Below are 26,545 nucleotides of genomic sequence, written 5' to 3'. Positions count from 1 at the left end.
CCCGCCGTGGCCGTCACCGCGCGACGTCCTCGTCGGCCAGCGGTTCCAGCACGCCGTGGGTGTCGAGGCGGTAGAGGACGACGAGGGCCGGGCCGATGAAGACCAGGGCGACGGCCACGACGATGAGCATCCACTGGAGCGGGGCGCTCGCCCCCGCCCCCTGCTGGACGGTCAGCGAGGTGGGCACCAGGTAGGGCTTCTGGGCGAAGCCCCAGGCGGCGACCAGCAGGGCCACGACCGCCACCGACGTGTAGCGCGCCCACCCGGCGGCAGAGCCGGCGACCAGCCAGGCCGTGACCGCCAGCGCCGCCGTGGCGAGCAGGAGGAGCAGCAGCCCGATCCCGTGGGTGAGCCCGTGGTGGACGTACGAGGCGTGCGGGTCGGTCACGGTCAGGCCGATCACGCCGAGGATCAGCAGGCCGGCGGCGGCGATCCAGGCGCGCAGCCGGAAGTAGCCGACCAGGTCGTGCGCCTCGAAGCGCCGGGCGTCCACCGTGAGGAACACCGCGCCGAGGAAGGCGGTGGCCGCCACGGCGATCAGGCCGCCCATGATCGAGGTGGTGCTGGCCCAGGCGTCGGCCGACGCGACGGTGCCGGGGGCGACCCGCCCGGAGGCCACGGCGCCGATGGCGGCGCCCAGGAAGAACGGGGTGAGCAGGGAGGAGACGGCGAACACGGCGCCGTAGACCCGGCGTTCGGCCAGTCGCCGGGTGGGCTTGCGCAGCGCGAACCCGGCGCCGCGCAGGACCAGGCCGACGGCGGCCAGTGCCAGCGGGAGCCAGAGTGCGGTGAACACCGTCTGGAAGAACACCGGGAACCCGGTCCACATCACGATGAGCACGAAGATCAGCCAGACGTTGTTGACCTCCCAGACCGGTGCCATGGCGTGGTCGATCAGCCAGCGGGGGCGTTTGCCGCGCTCGGCGCCGCCGGCCAGGAGGTCCCAGAACCCCGCGCCGTAGTCGACGCCGCCGCCGCCGGCATAGGCGGCGATCGCGAGCAGCAGGATCCAGGCGACGACGTTCGCTGTCACAGCTCACCCCCGGGGGACCGGCGGTTGCCCGGGGCGCCCGCGGCCGCCTCCGGACGCGGACCGTAGGGGGTGTCCGTCTCGGGGCCCTCGCCGAGCGCCGGGGCGGATCCGGAGTCGGCAAGCCGCCAACGACTGCGCATCTTCAGGACGACGGTGAGAAAGGCGCCGAAGACGAGGACGTAGACCGTGACGACGATCCCGAACATGGTCCACAGCGAGGCTGCGGCGGTGGGGGTCACGGCCTCGGAGACCCGCATGTTCTGGTAGACGATCCAGGGCTGGCGGCCCACCTCGGTGGTGATCCAGCCGCACTCCACCGTCAGCAGGCTGGCCACACCCGCCACCGCGGCGCACCGGAAGAACCATCGGGAGCGGGGCAGGTCGCGGCGGCGCAGCCAGCACCAGCCGTACCAGAGGGCGAGCAGGATGAGGACGCTGCCGATGGTCGCCATGATGTCGAACGCCCAGTGGACGATGGTGGCCTGGAGGGCGGTGGGGCGGTCGTCGGCGGCCACCGAGCTGAGCCCGGTGACCTCGGTGTCGGGGCTGAACCCGGCGAGGATGGAGTCGAGTTGGGGGATCTTGAGGCCGCCCTTGACGGTACCGTCCTCCTGCAGGCGGCCGAAGAGGTACTCGGGCACATGGGTGTCGGTGTCCCAGACGAGTTCGGCGGCGGCGAACTTGACCGGCTGCTTGTGGAAGATCTGCCGCGCGATGTTGTCGCCCAGCACGAACTGGACGGGGGTGAGGATCGCCGCGACCGTGAACGGCACGGTGAAGCCGAGGCGGTGGTAGCGGTCCCGGCGGCCGCGCAGCCAGCCGACCGCGTAGACGCCCGCCACCACGTAGCCGGCGGTGAGGAACATCGCGACGACGAAGTGCCAGTACTGCGGGCCGAACATGGGGGTGAAGAGCGCCTGTTGGACGCTGACGTCCACGGGATTGCCGCTCGCGTCGAGGGTGAAGCCCTGCGGGGTGTTCATCCACGAGTTGGCGGCGATGATGCCGAACGCGCCCAGCAGCGCCGTCAGCGGCAGTGGCACGCCGAGCCAGAAGTGCGTCCACGGCTTCAGCCTACGCCAGCCGTAGAGGTAGATCGCGATCAGGATCGCCTCCAGGAAGAACGCCCACGCCTCCACGCCGAAGCCGAGGCCGAAGACGTCCCCCCAGCGGCCCATCATGCCCGGCCACAGCAGTCCGAACTCGAACGAGAGCACGGTGCCGGTGACGATGCCGACGGCGAACTGGACGGCCATCACGGCGGACCACCGCCGCGCCAGCAGCAGGGCGGTCGGGTCGGCCTTCCGCAGCCCCCGGTGGTGCATCACCAGAGTGACGAACGGCAGCGCCACGCCCAGCGGCACCAGCAGGATGTGGGAGGCGAGGGTGAACGCCATCAACTCCCGGGCGGGGAGCAGCTGTGCGGGGGTGTCAGCCAGGAGGTGTGCTGCGGTGTTCATGCGGGCCTCGGTGGCTCGTGCCGGGTGACCGCTGGGTCACCCGGTGGACCGGACGGGGAGAAGGCGTGCGGACCGGCGGCGGGAGGCAGGCCTCGGACCACGCTGGGGACGGCCGGCCGGATCAGCCGGCCGGCGGTCCGCGGGCGTCGCACGGTGGTGGGCCCGGCGGCCTTCCACCGTGCGGTCAGCCTCCGGTGGCGAAGCCGGGGAAGAGGGTCATCCCGCCGTCGACGTAGAGCGTGGCACCGACGACGTAGTCCATCAGGTCGGAGGCCAGGACGGTCACCGCGTTGGCGATGTCCTCCGGGTCGCCGACCCGGTGGTAGGGGATCAGCCGCATGAGGTCGGCCTCGGCCTCGGGGGTGTCCCAGGCGGACTTGTTGATGGGGGTGCGGATCGCGCCGGGCGCGACGGCGTTCACCCGGATCCCCTGCGGGGCGAGTTCCTGCGCCAGGGTCTGCATCAGCATCAGGACACCGCCCTTGGACGCGGCGTAGTTCACGTGGCCCGCCCACGGGATGATCTGGTGCACCGAGCTCATGCAGACGATCTTCCCGGCCGAACGGGAGACCTCCGGCACGACGCCCCGGCGGACGAACTCCTTGGCGGCCTCCCGGGCGCACAGGAACTGGCCGGTGAGGTTGACGTCCAGCACCTTCTGCCACTGGGCGACGGTCATCTCGGTGAGGGCGGCGTCCCGCTGCAGTCCGGCGTTGGCCACCATGATGTCGATCGTGCCGAACTCCCCGACCATCCGGTCGACCATCGCGACGACCTGGTCCTCCTGGGAGACGTCCGCCTCGTGGGCGTAGGCCCGCACGCCGTAGGACTTGATCTCCTCGACCACCTCCTCGGCCGCCTCCGGGCCGAAGACGTAGTTCACGACCACATCGGCGCCGGCGCGGCCGAGACCGATCGCGGTCGCCTTGCCGATACCGGAGTTCGCACCGGTCACCAGGGCCTTCTGCCCCCGGAGAACAGGCGGAACCGGCCGCCGCCCCTTGTCCACAGCTGACGTCACTGATCTCTCCCGTCCTTGGCCGCGAGCCGGCACCGGGTGACCACACTGGTCGGCCCGGCCCGCGGCACGGGGAACGGCTCGCCCGGCGGCGCGCCACTGTCCCCCCGACGGCTCAGCGCGCAGCCGGCGGGGGGCGCCGGTCAGTCACCCGGCCGGGCCACCACGTTCTCCAGCGGGCCGCCCGCGAGGAACCGCTCCAGCTGGGTGCGGATCAGGCGCAGGCCCCGGGGCAGGAAGGCGGAGCTGTTGCCCCCCACGTGGGGTGTGATCAGGGTGTTCGGGGCCCGCCAGAGGGGGTGGCCGGCGGGCAGCGGTTCGGGGTCGGTCACGTCGAGTGCCGCGGCCAACCGGCCGCCCTGCAGCTCGGCGAGGAGGGCGCCGGTGTCCACGACGGCACCGCGGGCCACGTTGACCAGCAGGGCGCCGTCCTTCATCGCGGCGAGGAAAGCCGCGTCGACCAGCCCCCTGGTCCCGTCGGTGAGTGGGACGGTCAGCACCACGACATCCGCGCGCGGCAGCAGGTCCGGGAGGTCGGCGAGAGCGTGCACCGGCCCGCGAGCCGCCGTCCGGGCAGTGCGGGCCACCCGCAGAACCTCGCACTCGAAGGGCACGAGCCGCTCCTCGACGGCCGCACCGATCGACCCGTGGCCGACCACCAGCACGGTACGGCCGGCGAGCGACGCGAACGAGCCGCCCTCCCAGGCGTCGGCGTCCTGCGCCCGGACGAAGCCCGGGACTCCGCGCAACGAGGAGAGGACGAGGGTGACCGCCAGCTCGGCGGTGCTCGCGTCGTGGACACCCCTCGCGTTGCAGAGCACCACACCCGCCGGCAGGACGGGAAGCAGTTCCTCGACTCCCGCCGAGAGGCTCTGCACGACCCGCAACCGGGGCATCCGGGCCAGCAGCGGAACGGCGGCCGACGTGCAGGTGTAGGGGATGACGAAGAACTCCACCTCGTCGAGCACCCGCTGGGGCGGGCCGTCACCCCGGCCGTCCCACACCACTGACGCCACCTCCGGGCGCAGGCCCACCTGTGCGAGCGGGTAGGGAAGCAGGACCCTGGCCGGGGGGCCGCCGGGCACCGCGTTCGGGATGCTCATGAGGCGATCTCAACAGCGATCACCCACCGGGGCAAACCCCCGGCCCGCCGTTCGGTGCGGCCGGCCGCGCGCTGAGCTGCCGGAGCCGGGGTGGACCCGCACGGCCGCGCCGTCGCGCCGCCCCGGTGGAACTGCGCGCATGATCTCCTGCAAGGGCCGTCCGGCTCATGCGCAACCCGGGAGAGACGCCGTGGAGACATCCGGACCAGCACCGGCCATCGTCGTGATCATGGGCGTGTCCGGCTCGGGCAAGACCACCCTGGGGAGGCTGTTCGGGGAGCGGCGCGGCGTGCCCTTCGTGGAGGGCGACGACTTCCACCCGGCCGCGAACATCGCCAAGATGGCGGCGGGACACGCACTCGACGACGAGGACCGCGAGCCGTGGCTCCGGGCCCTCGCCGACTGGATCCGGGACGCGACCTGCCTCGGAACGGGCGGCGTCGTCACCTGCTCAGCCCTCAAGCGCGAGTACCGGGACGTTCTCCGCGCCGCCGGCCCGGGCGTCCGGTTCGTGTACCTGAGGCTGGACCGGGAGGTCGCGCGGGCCCGCATCGCCGGCCGCGCCGGGCACTTCATGCCGGCCGGCCTCCTGGAGTCGCAGTACGACACCCTTGAGCCGCTGGGCGCCGACGAACCCGGACTGACCGTCGACGCGGACGCCGACACCGCCGCCGTCCTCGGGCAGGTCCTCGCCGCCACCGCCCGCTTCGGGACGTGACGCCGTGCGGGCCGCGCACTCCGGGGCGGCGCGCCGTCGGCGGTGACGGGCCGGCGAGGACGGTTCGTCAGGGTTCAGGGCCTGCCGGCGTCCCGGAGCGATCCGGCACACAGGGCCCAGATGATGAAGATATTGACGGCGATCAGGACGATGGCCCAGAACGGGTAGTAGGGCAGCCACAGGAAGTTGGCGATCAGGATCAGGCCGGCGAGCACGACACCGACAGCACGCGCCCACACCGCCCCGGTGAACAGGGCGCAGCCGGCCAGGAGGATGACGATGCCCAGGATGAGATGGATCCAGCCCCAACTGGTCAGGCTGAACCGGAACGTGTAGTTGGCCGTCCTGACGAACAGGTCGTCCTTGGCGATGGCGGCGATCCCCTCGAAGATCGCCATGGCTCCGCCGAAGATCATCAGGACGGCGGCGAGAACGATCCAGCCTGACCGTAGGGCATGCCGCGAGGTATCGGCGGTGACCTGCCCGGGCTGCGGCTGGTTGACGTTGCCGGCCATGGGGCCTCCTTGGTTCGGGGAGCCGCCCGGCCTTTCGAACGACCGGCCGGCGGCTCCGCTTCCAGCGTTCCACGACGACGTCCATACCGCGCTCCGTACCACCTGGGGGCCGCCGGGGCGCGGGACGCGGGGCGCGGGACAGCGGAGGCGCAGGGCCGCGTCGTGTCAGGGCAGCGTCGTGTCAGGGCCGCCAGGCAGACCCGAGATGCGGCGGTGGCCACCCGCTGATGAAATGACCGTGCGTACCGAACCGACCGTCCGCACTGCTCCGGCAGCACTTCGGCCGCAGTCCGGCAGCACGCAACCCGCCCGGCGGCAGGTGCGGAACAGTTCCCGGCGCCGAGCCCGGATGTCCGGGCCCGGGTCGGACGGACCCGATGAGGAGTCGATGTGAGCACCGAAGCGACCGAACCCGACGAACCGGGACCCATCGACTACGTGGTGATCGAGTTCCCGGGGAGCCGGATGAACGGGGAAGGGCTGCCCCTGCTCGTCGACCTGGTCGATCGGGGCATCATCCGGATCCTGGATCTCATCTTCGTCCGGAAGGAACCGGACGGGTCGGTCGTCGGCGTCGAACTCGCCGACCTGACCGGCGACGGCCAACTCGACCTCGCCGTGTTCGAAGGCATCTCCTCCGGCCTGCTCGGCCAGGACGAGATCGACGACGTGAGCGGCGTCCTGGAGCCCGGCAGCTCCGCCGGCATCCTCGTCTACGAGAACGTCTGGGCCGCCCCGTTCGCCGCAGCCGTCCGCCGCGGCGGCGGACGGCTCGTCGCCAACGGCCGCATCCCGGTCCAGGAACTGCTGGCAGCCCTCGAGAGCGCCGAGACTCAGGCCTGACCCTTCCGGGTCGGTCCAGCAGAGGAGCAACACCATGCCAGGCCTACTCCGCGGCGTCGCCCGCACGGCCGTCATCGCCGGGACGGCAACCGCCGTGTCCAACCGGGTCTCCCGCCGCCAGGCCGGCCGCTGGGCCCAGCAGGAGACGCAGGCGGCACCCCCGCCCGCCGCCGAGGCCCCGCCGGCACCGGCACCGGCACCGGCCGCCGATATGAGCAGCAAGATCGCCCAGCTCAAGGACCTCGGTGAGCTCAGGGACCAGGGCGTGCTCACCGACGCCGAGTTCGAGACGCAGAAGGCCCGGATCCTCGCCTCCTGAGCACGCGCGGGGCCCGGCGGAACGAGGAGCTGTCGGGCCCACGGCGCCGGCCTTGCGCTCGGACCGTCCTGCGGGAACGGCGGCCATGACCGCCGTCCCCGTCGCGCAGCCGACAACACGGCGCCGTGGCGCGTTCAGCGGAGGCGATCCGCGATGCGGTCGCCGACCCGCAGGGCGTTGGCGATGGCCGTCAGCGACGGGTTCACCGCACCGATGCTCGGGAAGAAGCTGGTGTCGACGACGTAGAGGTTGTCCAGGTCGTGGGCCTTGCAGTCGGTGTCGAGGGCCGAGGCCTGCGGGTCGGTGCCGAAACGCACGGTGCCGGCCTGGTGGGCGGTGGCGCCGATCGGCATCCCCTTGTGCAGGTAGAGGCTGTGCGGCAGCAGGTGGTGGGGGTGCATGCCGAGGTGGCCCAGCATCTTCTGGAGCTTGTGCTGCAGGCGCTTCAGCCCTTCGATGTTGTTCTTCTCGTCCAGGGCGAGGTGGATGTCGCCGTCGCTGTCGAGGGTCACGCGGTTGTCGGGGTGCGGGAGGTCCTCGCCGCACAGCCAGAAGTCCACCGCGTGGTGGGCCAGCACCTCGAACGGCATGTCGGGTGAGGCGAGTCCGGCCCAGCGGGGGGCCTCGCCCTTGATCTGGTCGGAGTCGGACTTGCCGAGCATCTGGATGCCGCCGAGGGGGTAGTCCCAGTCGTCCGCGCCCAGGTACCAGTCGTTGAGCGCGAGGGTCTTCTGGAACTGCGTGTCGTTGGGCTCCTTCGACACCGCCATCAGCGCCAGGTTGTTGTGCCGCATGTAGTGGCGCCCCACCACGCCCGAGCTGTTGGCGAGACCGTCCGGGTGCCGGTCGTTCGCCGAACGAAGCAACAGAGCGGCCGAGTTGACGGCCCCACAGGCCACCACCACGATGTCGGCGGAGTACTCCGCGACCGTGCCGTCGGCGAGTTCGGCGACCACCTTGTCGACACTGCGGCCGGTCGGCCCGGTCTCGAGCCTGCGGACGTTCGCCCCGGTGACCATCGTGACGTTCTCGTGCTCCAGGGCCGGGTCGACACAGATGACCTGGGCGTCGGCCTTGGCCTGTACCAGGCACGGGAATCCGTCGACCCGGTTGCAGCGGATGCACACGCTGGTGTGGGTCGCCCGGCCGTCGCCGTCCTGGGTGAGGTTCACGCCGATCGGCAGGTGGAAGGGGTGCAGACCCTGCTTCTCCAGGTCGTCGCTGAGCTGCTGGATGCGCGGCTCGTGCTGCACCGGCGGGTACGCGTACTGGGCGCTCACCGGCCCCTCGCCGGGGTCCTCGCCGTGGTGGCCGTGCACCAGGTACAGGTGCTCGGCCTGGGTGTAGTACGGCTCCAGGTCCTCGTAACGGATCGGCCAGGCCGGGGAGATGCCGCCGTGGTGCCGCAACTCGCCGAAGTCCTCGGGGCGCAGGCGGAACAGCGCGGCGCCGTAGAACTTCGTGTTGCCGCCGACGTAGTAGTTGACCTCGGGTGGGAACCGGTCGCCGTGCTTGTCGTACCAGAACTCGGGGGCGCGGTACTTGCCCTTGACGAAGACCGCGGTGGACTCCCAGTTGTCCCGCTCGCGGGGCAGGTAGCCGCCGCGTTCCAGGATCAGGATGCGTTTTCCGGTCGGGGCGAGGCGGTGGGCGAGGGTGCCGCCGCCTGCTCCGGTGCCGATGACGATGACGTCGTAGTGCTCGGTGGCTGCCATGGGGTCGCCTCGGATCGTGGGTCGGTGCGGTGCGGTGCGGGTTGGTGCGGTGCGGTGCGGGTTGGTGCGGGCCGGCGGCCGGACCGTCGGTCAGAGGATGGCGATGGGGTTGACGGGCGAACCGGTGGCCGCGGGGAGCCGCAGAGGCGCGACCACGCAGAGGAACGACCAGCGGCCCTCCTCCTCGCAGAGCGGCACCAGGTCCTCGAACTGCAGGTAGTCCATGAAGTAGAGCCCGAGGGCGTGGATGCCCAGGACGTGCACGGGGAAGTCCACGCCCTCGGTGAGACTGGGGGCCGTGTCGTTGTTGCCGTCGCTGCCCAGCGCGGATACCCGGCGCTCGGCCAGGAACTCCACGGCGGCGGGATGCAGCCCGGCCCGGCTGCTCGCCGCGTCCCAGGGCCCCGTCTCGACGCGCCTGCGGCGGTGGCCGACCCGGACGAGGAGGATGTCCCCCGCGCCGACCCGCACGCGCTGCGCGGCCTCGGCGGCCCGGAGGTCGTCGGCGGTGACGTGGTCGCCCGGCTCCAGCCACGGCACGCCGCGCAGCCGCGGAATGTCGAGCAGGACACCGCGGCCGACGATGCCGTCCCGCACTAGCTCGACGGACAGGGCGGTGGCGCCCTCCCCGGTCACGGTGCGCGCGGGGACACCCCCGTACAGGGTGCCGTCGTAGACGACGTGGCACAGGGCGTCGAGGTGGCTGTCCGCGTCGCCGTGGACGTGCATCGAGAAGTGGTCGGTGGCGAAGTGGAGCCCGGTGGCCGGAGCCTCGGTCTCCGGGCGGCTGGTGAGCCGGTGGCCGGCCGGGTGCGGGTTGTCGGGGGCCGCGCGGGTCTCGACCGGTGCGGCGAGGGTGACGGTCCGGCCGGAGCGGACCTCCGCCGCCGCGGCACGGACCGTCGCGGGTGTGACGGCTGCCGGCGCTCCGCGCCCGTCGGACCGTGCACCGGCCGCCGACTCCCGCAGGCGTGCGTACAGTTCGTCGAACGCGGCCCTGCTCTGCGGGCGGCCACTGCCCCGCCCGTGCCCCGGCTTCCCGTGCTCCCGCTTCCCGTGCTCCGGCTGCCCCGGCCGCGGATCAGTCACGCTGTCACTGCCGGTCAATGGCCTCGTCCAGGGTCGATGCCGCCATGATGAGCGACAGGTGGGTGAACGCCTGTGGGAAGTTGCCGAGTTGCTCACCACTCGGGCCGATCTCCTCGGCGAAGAGCCCGACGTGGTTGGCGTAGGTGTGCATCTTCTCGAAGGTGTAGCGCGCCGGACGGACGCGCCCGGCCCGGGCCAGGGCGTCGACGTAGAGGTAGGTGCAGAGGCTGAACGTACCCTCCGAGCCGCGCAGGCCGTCCGGCGACGCGGCCGGGTCGTAGCGGTAGACGAGGCTGTCCGAGACGAGTTTGCGCTCCATGGCGTCCAGGGTGGACAGCCAGCCCGGGCTCTTCGCGGCGAGGAACCCCACGCGCGGGATGAGCAGGAGGGAGGCGTCCAGGACGTCGCCGCCGTAGTGCTGCACCAGGGCCTGCTCGGCCCTGCTCCAGCCCCTCTCCATCACCTGTTCGAGGATGCTGTCGCGGGCGGCGCGCCAGCGCAGGATGTCGGCGGGCCGGCTGAGTTCGGTCGCCAGGCGCATGCCCCGGTCGAACGCCACCCAGCACATCACCCGGCTGTAGGTGAAGTCCTTCCGCCCGCCGCGCGTCTCCCAGACGCCCTCGTCCGGGCGGTCCCAGTTGTCGGACAGCCAGTCCAGGGTCCGCGCGAGGCCCTTCCAGCCGTGGTAGCCCAGCTCCACTCCGACGTCCAGGCCCTCGGCCATCGCGTACAGGGACTCACCGTAGATGTCGAGCTGCAGCTGGTCGGCGGCGGCGTTGCCCGCCCGCACCGGGCGCGAACCCCGGTAGCCCTCCCAGTGGTCCAGGATCTCCTCGGTGAGATGCGGGTCGCCGTCGACCCGGTACATGATCTGCAGCCGCTCGCCGGGGAGGTCGGCCCGGTCGTGCATCCGGTCACCCAGCCACTTGGTGAAGGCCGACGCCTCCTCCACGAACCCGAGGTCGAGCAGTGCACGCACCGAGAGCGAACCGTCCCGCACCCACGAGTACCGGTAGTCCCAGTTGCGCTCGCCCCCGACCTGCTCGGGCAGGCCCATGGTGGCGGCGGCGACCGGTGCACCGGAGGGGTGGTAGGTGAGGAGCTTGAGGGTGATGGCCGAGCGGTTCACCATCTCGCCCCAGCGGCCCCGGTAGCGGGAGGTGTGCAGCCACTTCTGCCAGAAGTCGACCGCCGCCCACAGCCCCTCCGTGACGCCCTCCACGGTGAGCGGGGGCGGCGCCGCGCCGTCGGCGGCGGACGTCGTGAACACGGCGGCGGCGGACTCCCCGATGTTGAGGGTGACCGCTCCTCGGACGTCGTCCCCGTCCCGCTCCAGCGGGAAGCTGGCCTGCAGGTGCCCGGCGATCCCGGGGGCGCGGAACACGGCGTCCTTGCCGTGCAGTTCGAGCTCGTGGCCGGCCCGGCCGTAGTCGAACCGCGGCCGGCACTCCAGGACGAACCGCACGGTGCCGCGCACGGCGCGGACCACCCGGATCAGGCTGTGGCGGTCGGTCGGGGTGCGGCTGGTGTTGGCCGGCATCCAGTCGACGACCTCGCCGACGCCGTCCGGCGACATGAACCGTGTCACCAGCACGCCGGTGTCCGGGTAGTAGAGCTGCTTGCACGACATGTCCGAGTGCTCGGGCGCCAGCCGGAAGTACCCGCCGCGGTCGTGGTCGAGCAGCGCGGCGAAGACACTGGGCGAGTCGAACCTAGGCGAGCAGAACCAGTTGACCACGCCCTGTGAGGACACCAGGGCGGCGGTCTGGAGATCGCCCACCAGACCGTGGTCGGCGATCGGGGGGTAGCGGTCCATGAACATCCAATCCCCAAGGGTGACTACACAGCGTCCACTATCCGACGCGTTGTGCGACAGGAAGGGGCGCGACGCGCCGCGACCGTCGATGTGCCGTCATCGGCGTTGGCGCGGTCGCGGCCCTGGTCACCGGCCCTCCCGGCGGAGTCGCCGAGCTCGCCTGTCTGCCCACGCCCCTGCGACGGCGGGAAGGCGGAGTGCCCGGGGTGGGCCGGCCCCTTCAGGTCGGGTGGGGCCGTTCGGGCTCTTGAGGTGGTTCGCGGTGGTGCCGCTGTTGCCGAACCGCTGGAAGGCTGCTGCTGCGGTCGGCGGAGGAGGTTCGGCGGAGAGGGTGAGGCGCGCGCTCGACTCCGGGCCGGCTCGGCTCCGGGCTGGCTCGGCTGGCCGCTCTCAGGGGGCGTCCGCTCTCAGGTGGTGGCCGTGGCTGCCTCGGCGAGGGCGTCCAGGACCGGGCGGATCAGCGGGTGGCCGTCCGCGCCGGCCCGGACGGCCGCGAAGACCCGGCGGGTGGCGAGCGCGCTGTCCACCGGCCGGACGGCGACGTGTGCGAGGTCCACGCCCAGCAGCGCGGAGCGCGGCACCAGGGCGACACCCGCACCGGCCGAGGCGAGCGCGACGACGGCGCGGAAGTCGTCCGAGGAGTGCACCAGACGCGGCTGGAACCCGGCGTGCTCGCAAGCCAGCAGCACCACGTCGTGGCAGGGGTTGCCGGGGTACGGGCCGATCCACGGCTCGGCGGCGAGGTCGGCGACGGCGATCGGCCCCTCGGTGGCGGCGAGCGCGTGGTCGAGCGGGAGCACCGCCTCGAACGGTTCGGCGTACAGCGGCACCCGGGTGAGCCGGGCGTCGTCGGCACGCGGTGCGCCGCGGTACTCGACGGCCACCGCGAGGTCGGCGCGCCCGTCCAGGACCATCGGGAGGCTGGCGTCCCCCTCCGCGTCCAGCACCTTGAGGCGGACGCCGGGCGCGCGGGTGGCGAGGGTGCCGATGGCGGGGGCGAGGACGAGGGAGATACCGGTCGCGAAGGAGGCGACGGTGACCTCGCCGCAGACGCCCGCGGAGTAGGCGGCGAGGTCCGCCTCGGCCCGCTCCAGCTGGGCGAGGACGGCGTCGGCGTGGCCCAGCAGGATCTCGCCGGCCGCGGTGAGCCGCACGCCCCGGCCCTCGCGGGCGAGCAGGTGGTGGCCGGTCTCCTGTTCCAGCGCGGCCAGCTGTTGGGAGACTGCGGAAGGGGTGAGGTAGAGGGCGGCCGCCGCAGCGGTCACGGTGCGGTGGTCCGCCACGGCCCGCAGGGTCCGAAGCCGTCGTGCGTCGATCACACGCCAATTCTGCCAGCGCGGCGGGGAGCCCCGGGTCGGGGGAGGCATCGGGTGCCGGAGTGGGAAGTCGGACGGGCTGACTTCCCACTCCCGGGCGTGGCCCTCAGGGGTCCTTGCGGCTCGGGTGGGCGAGGTCGTCGTCCGGGGCCGGAGCGGAGGCGGATGCGGGCGCAGGGACGGGCAGGTCGGGGTCGGTGAGGAGGCGGGCGGTGAGGACGTACTGGACGAGGCAACCGGCGAGCAGGACGGCGACGCCGCCGACCGCGTCCAGGACCCAGTGGTTGGCGGTGGCCACCACCACGAGGAACGTGAGCGCCGGGTAGAGGGCCGCAAGAGGGCGCAGCCGGGGGTGGCGGGTGGCGGTGATCACGACCAGGGCGCACCAGCCGGCCCAGGCGATGTGCAGGGACGGCATCGCCGCGTACTGGTTGGAGAGCGCCGTCAGGGCTCCGAAGGGGGCGTCACCGGGGCTGTCGGACGGGTCCTCGCGCAGGCCGTACTCGGGGACCAGCCGGGGCGGCGCGAGCGGGAAACCCCAGAAGCCGACCAGGGCGAGGCCGGTGGCGGCGAACAGGATGGTGCGGGCGGTGCGGTAGCGGGACGGATGCCAGGCGTAGAGCCAGACCAGCACGCCGAGCGGCACCACGAAGTGGAGCACCTTGTAGTACCCCTGTGCCGCGTCCAGCAGCCAGTCGCCGGCATGCAGCGCCCAGCCGTTGAGGCCCGGTTCGATGTCGATGTGCAGCGCCCGTTCCAGGTCGTAGATGCTGCGGGCGTGCCCGGTGGCGATGGCGACGCGGTCGGGGGCGGCGTTGCGGATGAAGCTGTAGATACCGTAGCCGACCTGGATGAAGAGGAGTTCCAGTGCCAGGTTCGCGCGGGACACCGGCCGCAGCGGCGCGGGCAGTAACGGCAGGTACCGCAGGACGGGCCGGTGGCGCGGGGGCGGGCCGGGGGTGCGGCGCAGGTGCCAGAGCGGGTCGGTGCGGAAGCGGAACGGGAGGACGGCGGCCGCGGCGAGGGCGACCAGGGTGGGGGCCTTGCGCAGCAGCAGGCCGCTGACCGGTTCGATCCCCGGGTCGAGCATGGTGCTGGGCAGCAGGGCGACGGTGATGGCGATCACCGGCCACAGTGCGCGGTCCTCGGGCCGGCGGCCGAGCCGGCCGGTGGCCGCGAGGAGCAGCCAGCCGAGGTCGGCGGGTACGGCGACGGGGGCGATGACCAGGGTGGCACAGCCGAGCACGCCGGCCGCGAGCAGCGGCTGGCCGTCGCGGGCGAGGGTGCGGGCGCGGCGGAGGGCGAGCACCACGGCGGTGACCGCCACCGCCAGCCAGACGGCGAGCAGCGGCGGACCGTGCAGGCCCAGCCGGAGCAGGACGCCGAGGGCGGTCTGGTTGGCGGGGTCGCCGGTGGCGGCCGGATCGTCGAACCGGTGCCGGAAGCGGGCGGCGCGCGCCGGGTCGGCGAGGCGGACGACACCGTGCAGGAGGACGGCTACCGTGAAGGCGGTCAGGGCGGGACGGATACGGGTGGACGGCCGGGGGCCGGGGCGCGGGAGGGCGGCGGCGAAGAGGAGCAGGGCGGGGTGGAGCGCGATCGCCACGCCGAGCGCGAGACCGGAGGTGGGACCGGGGTGCCCCGCGCGGCGCGGCAGGACGTCGAGCAGGACGAGGGCGGTGGTGGCGAGTCCGAGGACGGCGTCCACCGGGTGGCCGCGCAGGTCGGCGCTGACCAGCACTGCGCCGGCCGCGAGCGGGCCCACGGCAGCCGGGGCGGGCACGCCCGGGGGTGGGTGGCGGGCGATCAGGGCGCCGATCGTGGCCGCGGCGGCGAGGGCGGTGAGCACCAGACCGGCCCGGGTGGCGGTGGACGGCCACGTACCGAGGAGGAGTGGAAGGGCCGGCCGGTCGTCGGCGGCGTCGCCGAGGGTGGTCCAGGTGACGGCGGCGGCCGCGGCGAGGGCGATCACCGGGCAGAGCACGGTGAGGACGGTGCGGGGGCTGGGCCCCCGGCGCGCTCCGGTGGCGGGCCTGGTCGGGACCATCCCGCTCCTCTCGCCGCACCGCACCGCTGCGCCCGGGCCGGTCGGCCGGGTCGCCCTCCTGCCGACTCTCGGACGGCGGCGGCCACCTCGCACCCCGAACGGCGCCGCGCGGGGGACGGGGTGGGACCGCGTGGGACCAGGCTGGGACCGGGGGCGGGAGCCGTGCGGGAAAGGAGCGGAAGCTGCGAGAGCGCGCCGGAACGGGCGGAAACGGCCCGCACACGATCCGCGGTCGGGAGTGGGAAGCCGGATGGGCCGACTTCCCACTCCCGGGCGGGAGGGTGGGGCAGATGGTCTCAAGTGGCACGGCCGGCGGCGGCGCCGCGGTCGGCCTCGGCGGTACGGCCGGCGTCGACGCCCGGTCGGCCTCGGGTGGCCCGGCCGGCCTGGCCCGGCGCGCCCCGGGCACACGGCCTGCCCCGGCACGGCAGCCGGCGGTCTCGCCGCGGGCCTTACCGCTCCGGGGATCCCGGAGGCTTTGGTGCCGTGCGGCGGAGGCGAGCCGGTCCGGCCTCCGCCGCACGGCGGCTCGGGGGCCCGTGACGCGTCCGGTTCCGGGCGGACGGGCCGCGGGCGGTCCAACGGGGTGCCGGGATCGATGGCACCCGTGCGCGGAGGGCTACTCCCCCATGGCCGCGCGGGCGTCGACGAAGGCGGCGACGGCGCGCTCGACATCCTCGGTGGAGTGCGCGGCGGAGAGCTGCACGCGGATCCGGGCCTGGCCGTGCGGCACCACCGGGAAGGAGAACCCGATCACGTACACACCGCGCTCCAGCAGCAGCTCGGCGAGCCGGCCGGCCTTGGCCGCGTCGCCGATCATCACCGGGGCGATCGGGTGGTCGCCGGGCAGGATCTCGAAGCCGGCCTGGGTCATCTTCGACCGGAACAGCGCCGTGTTGGCGGCCAGCCGCTCGCGCAGCTCGGTCGACTGCTCGACCAGGTCGAGCACCTTCAGCGAGGCCGCGGCGATCACCGGGGCGAGCGAGTTGGAGAACAGGTACGGCCGCGAGCGCTGGCGCAGCAGGGCGACGATCTCGCGGCGGGCCGCGACGTAGCCGCCGGAGGCGCCGCCGAGGGCCTTGCCGAGGGTGCCGGTGATGATGTCGACGCGGTCCATCACACCGTGCAGCTCGGGGGTGCCGCGTCCGTTCGGGCCGACGAAGCCGACAGCGTGCGAGTCGTCGACCATGACCATCGCGTCGTAGCGGTCGGCGAGGTCGCAGATCTCGCGCAGCGGGGCGACGTAGCCGTCCATGGAGAAGACGCCGTCGGTGACGATGAGGCGGCGCCGGGCGTCCTGCGTCTCCTTGAGCTGCTGCTCCAGGTCGGCGAGGTCGCGGTTGGCGTAGCGGTGGCGGCGGGCCTTGCAGAGGCGGATGCCGTCGATGATGCTCGCGTGGTTGAGGGCGTCGGAGATGACGGCGTCGCGCTCGTCGAGCAGGGTCTCGAAGACGCCGCCGTTGGCGTCGAAGCAGGAGGAGTAGAGGATCGTGTCCTCCTGGCCGAGGAACGCGGAGAGGCGGTCCTCCAGCTCCTTGTGGACGTCCTGGGTGCCGCAGATGAAGCGGACCGAGGCCATGCCGTAGCCCCAGCGGTCGAGGGCGTCCTTGGCGGCGGTGAGCACCTCGGGGTGGTCGGCGAGGCCGAGGTAGTTGTTGGCGCAGAAGTTGAGCACCTCTCCGGGGCGCCCGCCGGCGGTGACGGTGACGGCGGCGCTCTGCGGGCTGCCGATCACCCGCTCGGGCTTGAAGAGGCCGGCCTCGCGGATCTCGTCGAGGGTGGCGGCGAGGTCGTCGCGCACGTTGTCGAACACAGCAGACTCCTAGTCAGCGGGGAGGCTCGGGAGGGCTCAGGCGGTCCAGTCGAGAATGATCTTGCCGCAGCGGCCGCTGGCCGCCTCGTCGAAGGCGGCCTCGTAGTCGGAGGCGGCGTAGCGGCCGGTGATGACGGGGCTGAGGTCGAGGCCGCCCTCCAGCAGGACGGACATCGCGTACCAGGTCTCGAACATCTCACGGCCGTAGATGCCCTTGATGGTGAGCATCGAGGTGACGACGGAGGCCCAGTCGACCGGGAACTGCTCGGCGGGCAGGCCGAGCATGGCGATCTTCCCGCCGTGCGTCATGTTGGCGATCATCGACTGCATCGCCTCGGGGCGGCCGGACATCTCCAGGCCGACGTCGAAGCCCTCGCGCAGGCCCAGCTTCTGCTGGCCCTCCTCGATGGTGTGCTCGGCGACGTTCAGGGCCAGCGTCACGCCGACCTCGCGGGCCAGGTCGAGCCGGTACGGGGAGACGTCGGTGATCATCACGTTGCGCGCACCGGCGTGCTTGGCGACCGCCGCGGCCATGATGCCGATCGGGCCGGCGCCGGTGATCAGCACGTCCTCGCCGACCAGCGGGAAGGAGAGCGCGGTGTGCACGGCGTTGCCGAACGGGTCGAAGATCGCGGCGACGTCCAGGTCGACGGGGACGCGGTGCACCCAGACGTTGGAGGCCGGCAGGGCGACGTACTCGGCGAAGGCGCCGTCCCGGCCGACGCCGAGGCCGACGGTGTTGCGGCACAGGTGGCGGCGGCCTGCCAGGCAGTTGCGGCACTTGCCGCAGACCAGGTGGCCCTCGCCGCTGACCAGGTCGCCGATCGAGATGTCGGCCACGGCCGCACCGATCTCGGCGACCTCGCCGACGAACTCGTGGCCGAGCACGAGCGGGGTCCGGATGGTCTGCTGGGCCCAGCCGTCCCACTTGCGGATGTGCAGGTCGGTGCCGCAGATGCCGGTGCGCAGGACCTTGATCAGCACCTCGCCGGGGCCGATGACCGGCTTCGGGACGTCCACCAGCCAGAGTCCGGGCTCGGCCTTCTGCTTGACGAGTGCCTTCACTGCGGTGGCTCCTGACGCACGAGGGGGCAGCCTGGTGTGGGCAGGCCGACGGGGCCCGGCGGAGTGGCTGCTCCTGCCTCCCTCGCACCCGGCACGGAGCAATCTGCCTGGTGGGAGCGGGTGCGGTCCATCGAGGAATTCTTAAGGGCGGCCACAGCTGGGCTAAACGATCGTGCCCGAGCAGCGGCGGGCGACCGGTGCGGCGTGCCGGTGGCCACCCTTTCGGCGGAGCGTGCCAGGCGGGCGGGCCAGGCGGGCGTGCCAGGCGGGCGGGCCAGGCGGGCGGGGCCGGCCGGGTTCAGCTCCTGCGGTCGCTGATCGCCTGGGTGAGCGCCGCCGCGGCCGCCAGGCATCCGGTGGCGACGGCGAGCAGGCCGGCGGTGAAGGCCAGCAGGTCGGCCGCGCGGGGGGTGGTGGTGAGCCGGGTGAGCAGCGGGTTCACCGGGGGCAGGCCCTTGGCCGCCATCAGCGTCAGCAGCAGCACCAGGGCGAGCAGCAGTGCGGGGCCCGGCCGCCGGAAGACCAGGCGGGAGCAGACCAGGCCGACGGCGATGCCGGTGAGGGCGCAGGTGAGCTGGGCCTCGGCGCCGAGCAGCAGGTCGGCGCCGGTCGGCCGGTGGCTGCCGGTCAACAGGGGGATGCCGAGGCCGAGGGCGGTGAGCGGCAGGCACCAGAGGCAGGCGGCGCAGACCGAGCCGAGCAGGACGCGGCGTGAGTCTCCGGCGTTGACGACGACGACGGCGTGGTGGGACCGGTCCTCCAGTCCGATCTGGGCGATGGTGAGCCAGGTGGAGCTGAGCAGCATGATGCCGGCCGCCGAGCCGTAGGTGGCGGTCAGCGGGCCGTTGTCGCTGCTGGTGAGCACGGTGAGGAGGCCGAGGAAGAGCAGCACCGGCGCGAGGTAGCGCTGGGAGAGCAGCATCGTGGTGAACAGGTACCGGACCAGTGCGGTCACCGGGCCGCCCTCCTCGACGTGCCGCCCTGGGCGTCGGTGAGGCCGCCGGCCGGGGCGAGACCGTCGACGGACCAGTGGTGCCGGAGTGCGGTCAGCAGGAGGGCGTCCGAGTGCCGCCGTTGGACGCGGACCACCAGGGAGTCGCCGTGGCGGGCGGCGCCCAGCACGCCGGGGAGGGTGGACCAGTCCGGTCCGGCCGGGGTGGCGCCGGTGCCGGTGGCGCGGGCGCTGAGGACGATCTCGGCGACGGCGGTCTCGTCCGCGGTGTGCCGGTCGCCGCCGCGGGGTGTCACCCGGCCCTCGCTGATCGCGTAGGCGCCGGTGGCGTGACTCCTGGTGATCGCCTCGCGGTGGTCGGTGAAGACGACGGCCCCGCCCTCAACGGCCACCTCGTCGATGAGTTCGCCGAGCACGCCGTGGGCGGAGGCGTCCAGGCCGGACCAGGGTTCGTCGAGGACGAGGAGGCCGGGCCGGACGAGCAGGGCCTGGGCGAGGGCGACCTTCTGGGCGTTGCCCTTGGAGAGGGTGCGCAGCGGGGACCGTGGTCCGCCGACCAGGGCGAGGCGGTCGATCAGCAGGTCGGCCCGGTCGCGGGCGGCGGCGGTGGGCAGGCCGCGGATGCGGCCCATGTGGGTCAGGTAGGAGCGCACGGTGATGCGGTCGTCGGCGGTGAAGCGGTCCGGCACGTAGCCGGTCTCCCGGGGGCGGCCGGTGATGCGGCCGGAGGTGGGGCGGGAGAGTCCGGCCAGGAGCCTCAGCAGGGTGGACTTGCCGGAGCCGTTGCCGCCGAGGACGGCGAGGACGTCACCGGCGGTGATGTGCAGGTCGACGTCGTGGAGGATCCACCGCCCCGCACCGTAGCGCTTGCTCACTGCCTCGCATCGCAACAAGTCGGCTCCCGTTGGCGTCCGTTGACCCTCCGCACCCTACTGCGCCGTGCTGGGGGCGGGGTGTCGTGGTGCCGGGCGGGGCGGTGGCGGGGCTGCGTCCGTTCGGGCCGGCGATGCGGTGGCGGGCGGTGGGGTGGGGGCGGTGCGTCCGTTCGGGTCAGCGGGGCGGCGGCCCGGCGCGCGGGCCGGGCGGGGCGCACATACGGTGGCGATCGCTCCCCCACGGCCTCGTGGAGCGCTGCTCCGGGGCCGTCCGCCGCAGAGAGGCGTCTCGACCATGAGCTCGACCGTGACGAAGACCCGACGACGGACGTTACCCGCGGTGCGCCGCCGCTCCCCCGCGCGGACGGCCACGGCGGCGCTGGCCCTGGCCACTGTGCTGGCCGCCGCCGGCTGCTCGGGCGGGGAGGCGTCCGGGCCGTCGGCCGTCGGGGCGGTCACCGCCGTTCCGGCCGCGCTCAGCCCCTCGGCGAGTGGCCCGTCCTCGGCCGGCGGTTCGCCGAGTCCATCGGGCTCGGCGAGTGCGTCGGGCGGCGCCGTGGTGCGGCTCACGCCGGACGTCACCGCCCGGATGGACGCCGCGGTGCAGCGGGTGCTGAGCCAGACCTCCGTCCCCGGGGTCATGGTGGGCCTGACCACCCCCGACGGCAGCTATCTCAAGGCCTTCGGCGTCTCCGACAAGATCGCCGGTACTCCGATGGTGACCGGCCTGAACATGCGGATCGGCAGCGAGACCAAGACCTTCACGGTCACCGGACTGCTGCGGCTGGTCGACCAGGGCAGAGCCGGCCTGGACGACCCGGTCACCAAATACGTCCCGGACGTGCCCGGGGGCGACGCGATCACTCTGCGCCTGCTGGCCGACATGCGCAGCGGCCTGTTCTCGTACACCGCGGACCCGGATTTCGTGCAGGCCTTCCTCACCGACCCGGCCCGGGTCTTCACGCCGCAACAGCTGCTGGCGTACGCGTTCCAGCACCCCGCGGACTTCGCGCCGGGCACCCAGTTCGAGTACTCCAACACCAACACGGTGCTGCTCGGCCTGGTGATCGAGAAGATCAGCGGGCAGCCGCTGGCCAGCTTCCTGAAGCAGCAGGTGTTCGACCCGGCCGGGCTGGGGCGGACGGTCTTCCCGGCCGACGCGTCGTTCCCGCAGCCGCACGCCCGCGGGTACACCAACCAGACGCCCAGTGGCGCGGTCGAGGACGCCACCGACTGGAACCCGTCCTGGGCGTGGGCGGCGGGCGCGGCCATTTCGGACCTGGCCGACCTGCAGAAGTGGGCGAAGGTGCTGGCCACCGGCACGCTGCTCACCCCGGCGACCCAGGCCGAGCGGCTGATGACCCTGCCGACCGGGGCACCCGGCCTCGGCTACGGGCTGGGGTTGTTCGTCAACCACGGGTGGGTCGGGCACAACGGCTCGCTGCCGGGCTACCAGAGCGTGACGGTCTACCTGCCGTCGGCGCAGGCGACGCTGGTGGTGCTGCTGAACAGCGATGTGCCGTACCGGGGTTCGGAGCCGTCGACGCTCTTCGCGCAGGCGGTCACCGAGATCGTCTCGCCGGGGAACGTCTACTCCTTCCCGGCGGCTCCGGAGAGCGGCTCGACCGCGCCCGCGGCGCCTGAGCCTGCGCTGGAGCCTGCGGCGGCCTGAGCCTGCGGCGGCTTGAGCCCGCGCGCTGCGGGGCGGTGAGGCGGGCCGGCCACCGGCCGGGCGGCCGGGCCGGCTTCGTGCCAGCGGTTTTGACGGTGCGTCAGATCCCGAGCACCCGGGATAGGTCGTAGGAGACCGGCTCCTCCAGCTGCGCGTAGGTGCAGCTCTCCGGGGTGCGGTCCGGGCGCCAGCGGCGGAACTGTGCGGTGTGCCGGAAGCGCGTCCCCTCCATGTGGTCGTACGCCACCTCGACCACCCGCTCGGGGCGCAGCGCCACCCAGGAGAGATCCTTGCCGCCGGTCCAGCGGCTGACCGCGCCGGGCAGCCGGGCGTCGGCGTGTGCGGCCTCGTCGGCCCAGCCGCCCCACGGGTGGGCGGAGGTGTCGTCCATCCGCAACGGGGCCAGTTCCTCGGCGAGTTCGCGCCGGCGGGCCATCGGGAAGGCGGCGCAGACGCCGACGTGCTGGAGCCGGCCCTCGGCGTCGTTGATGCCGAGCAGCAGGGAGCCGACCACCGGGCCGCTCTTGTGCTCGCGGTAGCCGGCGACCACGCAGTCGGCGGTGCGCTCGTGCTTGATCTTGAACATGGTCCGCTCCCCCGGCCGGTAGGGCTGGTCCAGCGGTTTGGCCACCACGCCGTCGAGTCCGGCGCCCTCGTACTCGGCGAACCAGCTCTGGGCCAGGTCGCGGTCGGTGGAGGCGGGGGCGGTGAAGACGGGGTCGGCGGCGTCGGCGAGGGCCGCCTCCAGGGCGGGGCGGCGCACGGAGAGCGGTTCGTCCAGCAGCGAGGCGTCGCCGAGGGCGAGCAGGTCGAAGGCGACGAAGGAGGCGGGGGTGCGCGCGGCCAGCATGGTGACGCGGCTGGCGGCGGGGTGGATCCGTTCCAGCAGTTCCTCGAAGCGCAGCCGCCCGTCGCGGGCGATCACCACCTCGCCGTCCAGGACGCAGCGTGGTGGCAGCGCACGTTTCAGCGCCTCGACCACTTCGGGGAAGTACCTGGTCAGCGGCTTTCCGGTGCGGCTGCCGAGCTCGACCTCGTCGCCGTCGCGGAAGACGACGGTGCGGAAGCCGTCCCATTTGGCCTCGTACTGCATCCCGGGCGGGATCTTGGCGACGGACTTGGCGAGCATCGGTGCCAGCGGCGGCATCACGGGCAGGTCCATGGCTCCGATCCTCGCGCCAACCGTTCCGGGGCGCGCGCCGGGCGGGGCACGCTTAGCGTGAGAGGCATGGGCTCAGCCGTGGAACTGGATGTCGCCGGGCGCAGCGTCCGGCTGTCGAACCCGGACAAGGTGTACTACCCGGAGCGCGGGTTCACGAAGTTGGACGTCGCGCAGTACTACCTGGCGGTGGCGGACGGGGTGCTGCGCGGGTTGCGGGACCGGCCGACGACGCTGCAGCGATTCCCGGACGGGGTGGAGGGCGAGTTCTTCTACCAGAAGCGGGCGCCGAAGGGCCTGCCGGAGTGGCTGCCGACGGCGCGGATCAGCTTCCCGAGCGGGCGGTCGGCGGACGAGATCTGCCCGAGCGAGCCGGCGGCGGTGCTCTGGGCGGCCAATCTGGGCTGTCTGACCTTCCACCCGTGGCCGGTGCGGCGCGGCGACACCGACCACCTGGACGAGCTGCGGATCGATCTCGACCCGCAGCCGGGGACCGATTTCCACGACGCGGTGCGGGCGGCGCACGAGTTGCGGGCGCTGCTGGAGGAGTTCGGGCTGCGCGGCTGGCCGAAGACCTCGGGCGGGCGCGGGTTGCACGTGTACGTGCCGCTGGAGCCGGAGTGGACGTTCACCGACGGGCGGCATGCGGTGATCGCGCTGGGCCGGGTGCTGGAGCAGCGGCTGCCGGGCCGGGTGACCACGGCCTGGTGGAAGGAGGAGCGCGGCGAGCGGATCTTCGTGGACTACAACCAGATGGCGCGGGACCGGACCATCGCCTCCGCGTACTCGCTGCGCGCGCGACCGCGGGCGACGGCGTCGGCGCCGCTGCGCTGGGAGGAGCTGGACGACGCCGCGCCGGAGGACTTCGACCTGCGGACGCTGCCGCCGCGGTTCGCCGAAGTCGGGGACCTGCAGGCGGAGATGGACGACCGGGCGTACCGGCTGGACGGGCTGCTGGAGCTGTACGAGCGGCAGCTGCGGGACGAGGGCATGGGTGAGCTGCCGTACCCGCCGGACCATCCGAAGGCGGCGGGCGAGCCGACCAGGGTGCAGCCGAGCCGGGCGAAGAAGACATGATCACGAGCGGGGTGTGATCACGTAGGCTGGCGCTCTCGGGAGACAGTCGGGGCACGGGAGGGGTTTCGGGGTGGGCGAGCGCGGGGTGCGGGAGATCCTGGCGGACGCGGCGGGCGGGGTGTTCCCGCCGTCGGACGGGACGGTGACGGTGGTGCCGCAGCCGTCGCCGCGGGAGGCCGGGGTCTTGTCGTTCGCGGCACACGCGGTGGTGTTCACCGACGAGGACCCGGCCTGGGTGCACGCCGTGCTGGCCGCCGTGCCGAGCGACCCGCTGGCCGCGCCGCTGTGCCCGCCGTTCCTGACCGCGTTCGCCGAGCGGACGGGGCGGGTGGTCAACAACATCGACCTGCTGACGGTGGCCGGCCGGCTGTCCGGTGAGCCGCCGCTGGCGCTGGAGGAGGTCGCGGACCGGGAGCACCCCCGGGTGGTCCGGGCGCTGCGCTACCGGGAGGACGTGCGGGTGTTCACCGTGGACGGCGGGGTGCTGGTCCTGGGCCGCGGGGTTGCCGGGCGGTGGGAGTGCGCGGTCGAGGTGGATCCGCGGGCGCGCGGGCGCGGCCTGGGGCGGGCGCTGGCGCTCAGCGCCCGGCACCTGCTGCCGGAGGGCGGCTGGATCTGGGCGCAGCAGGCGCCGGGCAACGCGACGAGTGTGCGGGCGTTCCAGGCGGCCGGGTACCGGCCTGTCGGCGCGGAGACGCTGCTGGTGGTGGGGCGGCCGTGAGTGACCTGGCGGCGGTGCCCGCGGAGGTGCGGGCCCGGCTGGCGGTGCGGTTCGGGCCGGCCGCGCAGGAGTGGTGCGCTGGGCTGCCGTCGCTGGTGACGGAGCTGGCCGGGCGGTGGGGGCTGACCGTGCTGTCGGCGGGCGGGGGCGGGACGTCCCGGGTGTTCCGCTGCTCGCGGGCCGGCGGTGACGGAGCGGGCGGCGGGACCGTCTGGCTGAAGCTGACGCCCGACCCCGAGGTGGCCCGGCAGGAGGCGGTGGCGCTGCGGGCCTGGGGCGGGCTGGCGTCGGTGGTGGGGCTGCTGGACTACGAGCCGGCGGCGCATGCCCTGCTGTTGGCGGACGTGCGCCCGGGCGGGCCGCTGCGGCAGGAGGGTTGGCGGCCGGCCGAGGTGGCGCCGCTGCTCGGCGCGCTGCGGTCGGCGCCGGTGGACGGGCTCGCGCTCGGCCCGCTGGCGGACCGGGTGGAGTTCCTCTTCGGCCTCACCGAGCGGCGGGCGCCCGGCGCGGTGCCGCCGGCCGCGCGGGCGTTCGCGCGGGAGCTGGCCGCGGGCGGCCCGGTGGCGCTGGTCCACGGGGACCTGCACCCGGGCAATGTGCTGGCCGGCCCGGCCGGGCCGGTGGCGATCGACCCCCGGCCGTCCCTCGGGGATCCCGACTTCGACCTGGTGGACTGGGCGGTCGACGGTGTCACCGACCTGCCCGCGCTCAGGCGGCGGATCTCCGGGCTGGCGGCGCTCGTCCCGGGCTCGGATCCGGAGCGGGTGCTCGCCTGGTGCCGGGCGACCGCGGTGATCGTCGCCGCCCCGCGGGTGGCGGCCGGGCGTCGGGACGCGGAGACGGCGTTCCTGGCGGAGCTGGCCGGGATCTGAGGCCCGCCGGGCCGGCGGGCGCGGGTTATGGTCAGGCGGTGCGGGCGCCCTCCGGGGCGAGGGAGGCGATGATCCTTACCGCGTCGCAGATCTGAGCGTCCGTCAGGTCGCCGCGGGCGGTGAGCCGGAGGCGGGAGATGCCGTCCGGGACGGAGGGCGGGCGGAAGCAGCCGACGGCGAGGCCGGCCCGGCGGCAGTCGGCAGCCCAGGCGACGGCGGCCTCCGGGCCGGGCGCGCGCACCGAGACGACGGCCGCGTCCGGGGTGGAGGCGTGCAGGCCGGCCGCGGCGAGCCGGTCGGCGAGGGTGCGGGCGACCTCGCGGGACCGCTCGGCGCGGTGCGGCTCGGCGCGCAGCAGGCGCAGCGCGCCGAGGGCGGCGCCGGCGGCGGCGGGGGCGAGGCCGGTGTCGAAGATGAAGGTGCGGGCGGTCTCGGTGAGGTGGCGGATCACGCGGCGCGGGCCGAGGACGGCGCCGCCCTGCGAGCCGAGCGACTTGGAGAGGGTGACGGTGGCGACGGTGTCGGGCTCGCCGGCGAGGCCGGCGGCGGCCAGGGCGCCGCTGCCTCCGGGGCCGAGGACGCCGAGCCCGTGTGCGTCGTCCACCAGCAGGGCGGCGCCGAACGCGCGGGCAGCGAGGGAGAGTTCGGGCAGCGGCGCGGCGTTGCCGTCGACCGAGAAGACGGAGTCGGTGACCACCAGTGCCCGGCGGTGGGTGCGTTCGGCGAGCGCGGAGCGGACGGCGTCCGGGTCGCTGTGGGGGGCGCGGTGGACGTCGCCGCGGGCGAGCCGGCAGCCGTCGATCAGCGAGGCGTGGTTGTAGGCGTCGGAGACGATCAGGGTGTCCGGGTCGGTGAGCGCGGTCAGCGCGGCCAGGTTGGCGGTGTATCCGGAGGAGAACACCAGGGCCGCCTCCACGCCGCAGAACTCGGCCAGCTCGCCTTCGAGTTCGGTGTGCAGGGCGGTGGTGCCGGTGACCAGCCGGGAGCCGGTGGCGCCGCCGCCCCAGCGCAGGGCGGCGTCGGCGGCGGCCCGGGTGACGGCCGGGTGGCGGGTGAGGCCGAGGTAGTCGTTGCCGGCGAGGTCGAGGACCGGGTCCTCCGCGGGGCGGCTGCGCAGCGTCCGGGTGAGGCCGGCGCGGGAGCGCAGCTCGGCCGTCTCGTCGAGCCAGTCGAAGACGGCGCCCGGCGCGGGGGCGCCGTCCGGGGCAGCGAGGACGGGCGGTTCGGGCACTGTGCGATGGGCCATGGTCGGCACTCTGGCACGCCGGGCGCGGGGCGGGCAATGTGCGACGCGGCACACGGTCGCCACGCCATTCACGGCTGATTAACCTGGAATTCATCCTGGAA

23 protein-coding genes are annotated in these 26,545 nt (G+C 73.7%); 7 read left to right on the top strand and 16 right to left on the bottom strand.

Going from position 1 to position 26,545, the window contains the following annotated elements; all coding sequences use genetic code 11:
- Positions 1 to 13: 13 nt before the first annotated feature.
- From OG286_RS35015 to OG286_RS35000, 4 genes are all read right to left on the bottom strand, one after another.
- The gene (locus OG286_RS35015) at positions 14 to 1,033 is read right to left on the bottom strand and encodes a cytochrome d ubiquinol oxidase subunit II (protein WP_396323678.1); all 1,020 of its coding nucleotides are present in this window, start codon (positions 1,031 to 1,033) and stop codon (positions 14 to 16) included.
- Complete coding sequence (locus OG286_RS35010) at positions 1,030 to 2,493, bottom strand: cytochrome ubiquinol oxidase subunit I (protein ID WP_405358787.1); 1,464 nt, start codon at positions 2,491 to 2,493, stop codon at positions 1,030 to 1,032. The genes OG286_RS35015 and OG286_RS35010 overlap by 4 nt, the downstream gene beginning before the upstream one ends.
- A gap of 184 nt (positions 2,494 to 2,677) precedes the next feature.
- A complete protein-coding gene (locus OG286_RS35005; protein ID WP_396323719.1) occupies positions 2,678 to 3,502 on the bottom strand; it encodes an SDR family oxidoreductase in 825 nt (274 codons plus the stop codon).
- Positions 3,503 to 3,654: 152 nt separating this feature from the next.
- A complete protein-coding gene (locus tag OG286_RS35000; protein ID WP_396323680.1) occupies positions 3,655 to 4,614 on the bottom strand; it encodes a 2-hydroxyacid dehydrogenase in 960 nt (319 codons plus the stop codon).
- Between the two features lie 229 nt (positions 4,615 to 4,843).
- Here OG286_RS35000 and OG286_RS34995 point away from each other — a divergent pair, with 229 nt between their 5' ends.
- Complete coding sequence (locus OG286_RS34995; protein ID WP_396323720.1) at positions 4,844 to 5,332, top strand: gluconokinase; 489 nt, start codon at positions 4,844 to 4,846, stop codon at positions 5,330 to 5,332.
- A gap of 74 nt (positions 5,333 to 5,406) precedes the next feature.
- Here the strand turns inward: OG286_RS34995 and OG286_RS34990 are convergent, their stop codons facing one another.
- Positions 5,407 to 5,847: a hypothetical protein gene (locus OG286_RS34990; RefSeq protein ID WP_396323681.1), complete on the bottom strand. Its 441-nt coding sequence runs from the start codon at positions 5,845 to 5,847 to the stop codon at positions 5,407 to 5,409.
- A gap of 465 nt (positions 5,848 to 6,312) precedes the next feature.
- Between OG286_RS34990 and OG286_RS34985 the strand changes: the two genes are divergently transcribed.
- Both OG286_RS34985 and OG286_RS34980 read left to right on the top strand, forming a co-directional pair.
- Complete coding sequence (locus tag OG286_RS34985; protein ID WP_396323721.1) at positions 6,313 to 6,690, top strand: DUF6325 family protein; 378 nt, start codon at positions 6,313 to 6,315, stop codon at positions 6,688 to 6,690.
- A gap of 34 nt (positions 6,691 to 6,724) precedes the next feature.
- A complete protein-coding gene (locus OG286_RS34980; RefSeq protein ID WP_396323682.1) occupies positions 6,725 to 7,009 on the top strand; it encodes an SHOCT domain-containing protein in 285 nt (94 codons plus the stop codon).
- 134 nt (positions 7,010 to 7,143) lie between these two features.
- On the opposite strand, the gene OG286_RS34975 is transcribed toward OG286_RS34980, so the two are convergent.
- From OG286_RS34975 to OG286_RS34935, 9 genes are all read right to left on the bottom strand, one after another.
- On the bottom strand, positions 7,144 to 8,724 hold the full coding sequence (locus tag OG286_RS34975) for a GMC oxidoreductase (RefSeq protein ID WP_396323683.1): 1,581 nt from the start codon (positions 8,722 to 8,724) through the stop codon (positions 7,144 to 7,146).
- A gap of 90 nt (positions 8,725 to 8,814) precedes the next feature.
- The gene (locus tag OG286_RS34970; RefSeq protein WP_396323722.1) at positions 8,815 to 9,705 is read right to left on the bottom strand and encodes a cyclase family protein; all 891 of its coding nucleotides are present in this window, start codon (positions 9,703 to 9,705) and stop codon (positions 8,815 to 8,817) included.
- A gap of 112 nt (positions 9,706 to 9,817) precedes the next feature.
- Positions 9,818 to 11,629: a glycoside hydrolase family 15 protein gene (locus OG286_RS34965; RefSeq protein ID WP_396323684.1), complete on the bottom strand. Its 1,812-nt coding sequence runs from the start codon at positions 11,627 to 11,629 to the stop codon at positions 9,818 to 9,820.
- A 407-nt stretch (positions 11,630 to 12,036) separates the two neighbouring features.
- A complete protein-coding gene (locus OG286_RS34960; protein ID WP_396323685.1) occupies positions 12,037 to 12,948 on the bottom strand; it encodes a LysR family transcriptional regulator in 912 nt (303 codons plus the stop codon).
- Positions 12,949 to 13,051: 103 nt separating this feature from the next.
- Positions 13,052 to 14,992: a phosphatase PAP2 family protein gene (locus OG286_RS34955; RefSeq protein WP_396323686.1), complete on the bottom strand. Its 1,941-nt coding sequence runs from the start codon at positions 14,990 to 14,992 to the stop codon at positions 13,052 to 13,054.
- Between the two features lie 619 nt (positions 14,993 to 15,611).
- Positions 15,612 to 16,805 (bottom strand): glycine C-acetyltransferase, encoded by a 1,194-nt coding sequence (locus OG286_RS34950; protein ID WP_396323687.1) that lies wholly within the window; start codon positions 16,803 to 16,805, stop codon positions 15,612 to 15,614.
- Between the two features lie 36 nt (positions 16,806 to 16,841).
- The gene (tdh, locus tag OG286_RS34945) at positions 16,842 to 17,870 is read right to left on the bottom strand and encodes an L-threonine 3-dehydrogenase (protein WP_396323688.1); all 1,029 of its coding nucleotides are present in this window, start codon (positions 17,868 to 17,870) and stop codon (positions 16,842 to 16,844) included.
- A gap of 298 nt (positions 17,871 to 18,168) precedes the next feature.
- A complete protein-coding gene (locus OG286_RS34940; RefSeq protein WP_396323689.1) occupies positions 18,169 to 18,825 on the bottom strand; it encodes a hypothetical protein in 657 nt (218 codons plus the stop codon).
- Positions 18,822 to 19,697, bottom strand: a complete 876-nt coding sequence (locus OG286_RS34935) for an ATP-binding cassette domain-containing protein (RefSeq protein ID WP_396323690.1) — start codon at positions 19,695 to 19,697, stop codon at positions 18,822 to 18,824. Before OG286_RS34935 ends, OG286_RS34940 begins: the two co-directional genes overlap by 4 nt.
- A gap of 295 nt (positions 19,698 to 19,992) precedes the next feature.
- Between OG286_RS34935 and OG286_RS34930 the strand changes: the two genes are divergently transcribed.
- Positions 19,993 to 21,369, top strand: a complete 1,377-nt coding sequence (locus OG286_RS34930) for a serine hydrolase domain-containing protein (RefSeq protein WP_405358788.1) — start codon at positions 19,993 to 19,995, stop codon at positions 21,367 to 21,369.
- Positions 21,370 to 21,469: 100 nt separating this feature from the next.
- Here the strand turns inward: OG286_RS34930 and OG286_RS34925 are convergent, their stop codons facing one another.
- Positions 21,470 to 22,531 carry an ATP-dependent DNA ligase gene (locus OG286_RS34925; RefSeq protein WP_396323692.1) on the bottom strand — a complete coding sequence of 354 codons (1,062 nt, stop codon included), beginning with the start codon at positions 22,529 to 22,531 and terminating at the stop codon, positions 21,470 to 21,472.
- Between the two features lie 66 nt (positions 22,532 to 22,597).
- Between OG286_RS34925 and ligD the strand changes: the two genes are divergently transcribed.
- The 3 genes from ligD to OG286_RS34910 all read left to right on the top strand — a co-directional run bounded on the left by ligD (position 22,598) and on the right by OG286_RS34910 (position 25,198).
- On the top strand, positions 22,598 to 23,605 hold the full coding sequence (ligD, locus tag OG286_RS34920) for a non-homologous end-joining DNA ligase (protein ID WP_405358789.1): 1,008 nt from the start codon (positions 22,598 to 22,600) through the stop codon (positions 23,603 to 23,605).
- Between the two features lie 70 nt (positions 23,606 to 23,675).
- Positions 23,676 to 24,326 (top strand): GNAT family N-acetyltransferase, encoded by a 651-nt coding sequence (locus tag OG286_RS34915; RefSeq protein ID WP_396323694.1) that lies wholly within the window; start codon positions 23,676 to 23,678, stop codon positions 24,324 to 24,326.
- A complete protein-coding gene (locus OG286_RS34910) occupies positions 24,323 to 25,198 on the top strand; it encodes an aminoglycoside phosphotransferase family protein (RefSeq protein ID WP_405358790.1) in 876 nt (291 codons plus the stop codon). The genes OG286_RS34915 and OG286_RS34910 overlap by 4 nt, the downstream gene beginning before the upstream one ends.
- Before the next feature lie 31 nt (positions 25,199 to 25,229).
- Here the strand turns inward: OG286_RS34910 and OG286_RS34905 are convergent, their stop codons facing one another.
- A complete protein-coding gene (locus OG286_RS34905) occupies positions 25,230 to 26,444 on the bottom strand; it encodes an 8-amino-7-oxononanoate synthase (protein WP_396323696.1) in 1,215 nt (404 codons plus the stop codon).
- Between the last annotated feature and the right edge of the window lie 101 nt (positions 26,445 to 26,545).

It is taken from the genome of Kitasatospora sp. NBC_00039, from assembly GCF_045160625.1.
Lineage (GTDB): Bacteria > Actinomycetota > Actinomycetes > Streptomycetales > Streptomycetaceae > Kitasatospora.
Note: the sequence above shows the minus strand (reverse complement) of the source record. Positions and strands in the feature narration are given on the sequence as shown.

Coding starts and splice junctions, on each gene's coding strand:
- OG286_RS34980 (WP_396323682.1), top strand. CDS start 6,725: ATGCCAGGCCTACTCCGCGGCGTCGCCCGCACGGCCGTCATCGCCGGG.
- OG286_RS34985 (WP_396323721.1), top strand. CDS start 6,313: ATGAACGGGGAAGGGCTGCCCCTGCTCGTCGACCTGGTCGATCGGGGC.
- OG286_RS34995 (WP_396323720.1), top strand. CDS start 4,844: ATGGGCGTGTCCGGCTCGGGCAAGACCACCCTGGGGAGGCTGTTCGGG.
- OG286_RS34925 (WP_396323692.1), bottom strand. CDS start 22,531: ATGGACCTGCCCGTGATGCCGCCGCTGGCACCGATGCTCGCCAAGTCC.
- OG286_RS35010 (WP_405358787.1), bottom strand. CDS start 2,493: ATGAACACCGCAGCACACCTCCTGGCTGACACCCCCGCACAGCTGCTC.
- OG286_RS34930 (WP_405358788.1), top strand. CDS start 19,993: ATGAGCTCGACCGTGACGAAGACCCGACGACGGACGTTACCCGCGGTG.
- OG286_RS34905 (WP_396323696.1), bottom strand. CDS start 26,444: ATGGCCCATCGCACAGTGCCCGAACCGCCCGTCCTCGCTGCCCCGGAC.
- OG286_RS34955 (WP_396323686.1), bottom strand. CDS start 14,992: ATGGTCCCGACCAGGCCCGCCACCGGAGCGCGCCGGGGGCCCAGCCCC.
- OG286_RS35000 (WP_396323680.1), bottom strand. CDS start 4,614: ATGAGCATCCCGAACGCGGTGCCCGGCGGCCCCCCGGCCAGGGTCCTG.
- OG286_RS34990 (WP_396323681.1), bottom strand. CDS start 5,847: ATGGCCGGCAACGTCAACCAGCCGCAGCCCGGGCAGGTCACCGCCGAT.
- OG286_RS34975 (WP_396323683.1), bottom strand. CDS start 8,724: ATGGCAGCCACCGAGCACTACGACGTCATCGTCATCGGCACCGGAGCA.
- ligD (WP_405358789.1), top strand. CDS start 22,598: ATGGGCTCAGCCGTGGAACTGGATGTCGCCGGGCGCAGCGTCCGGCTG.
- OG286_RS34965 (WP_396323684.1), bottom strand. CDS start 11,629: ATGGACCGCTACCCCCCGATCGCCGACCACGGTCTGGTGGGCGATCTC.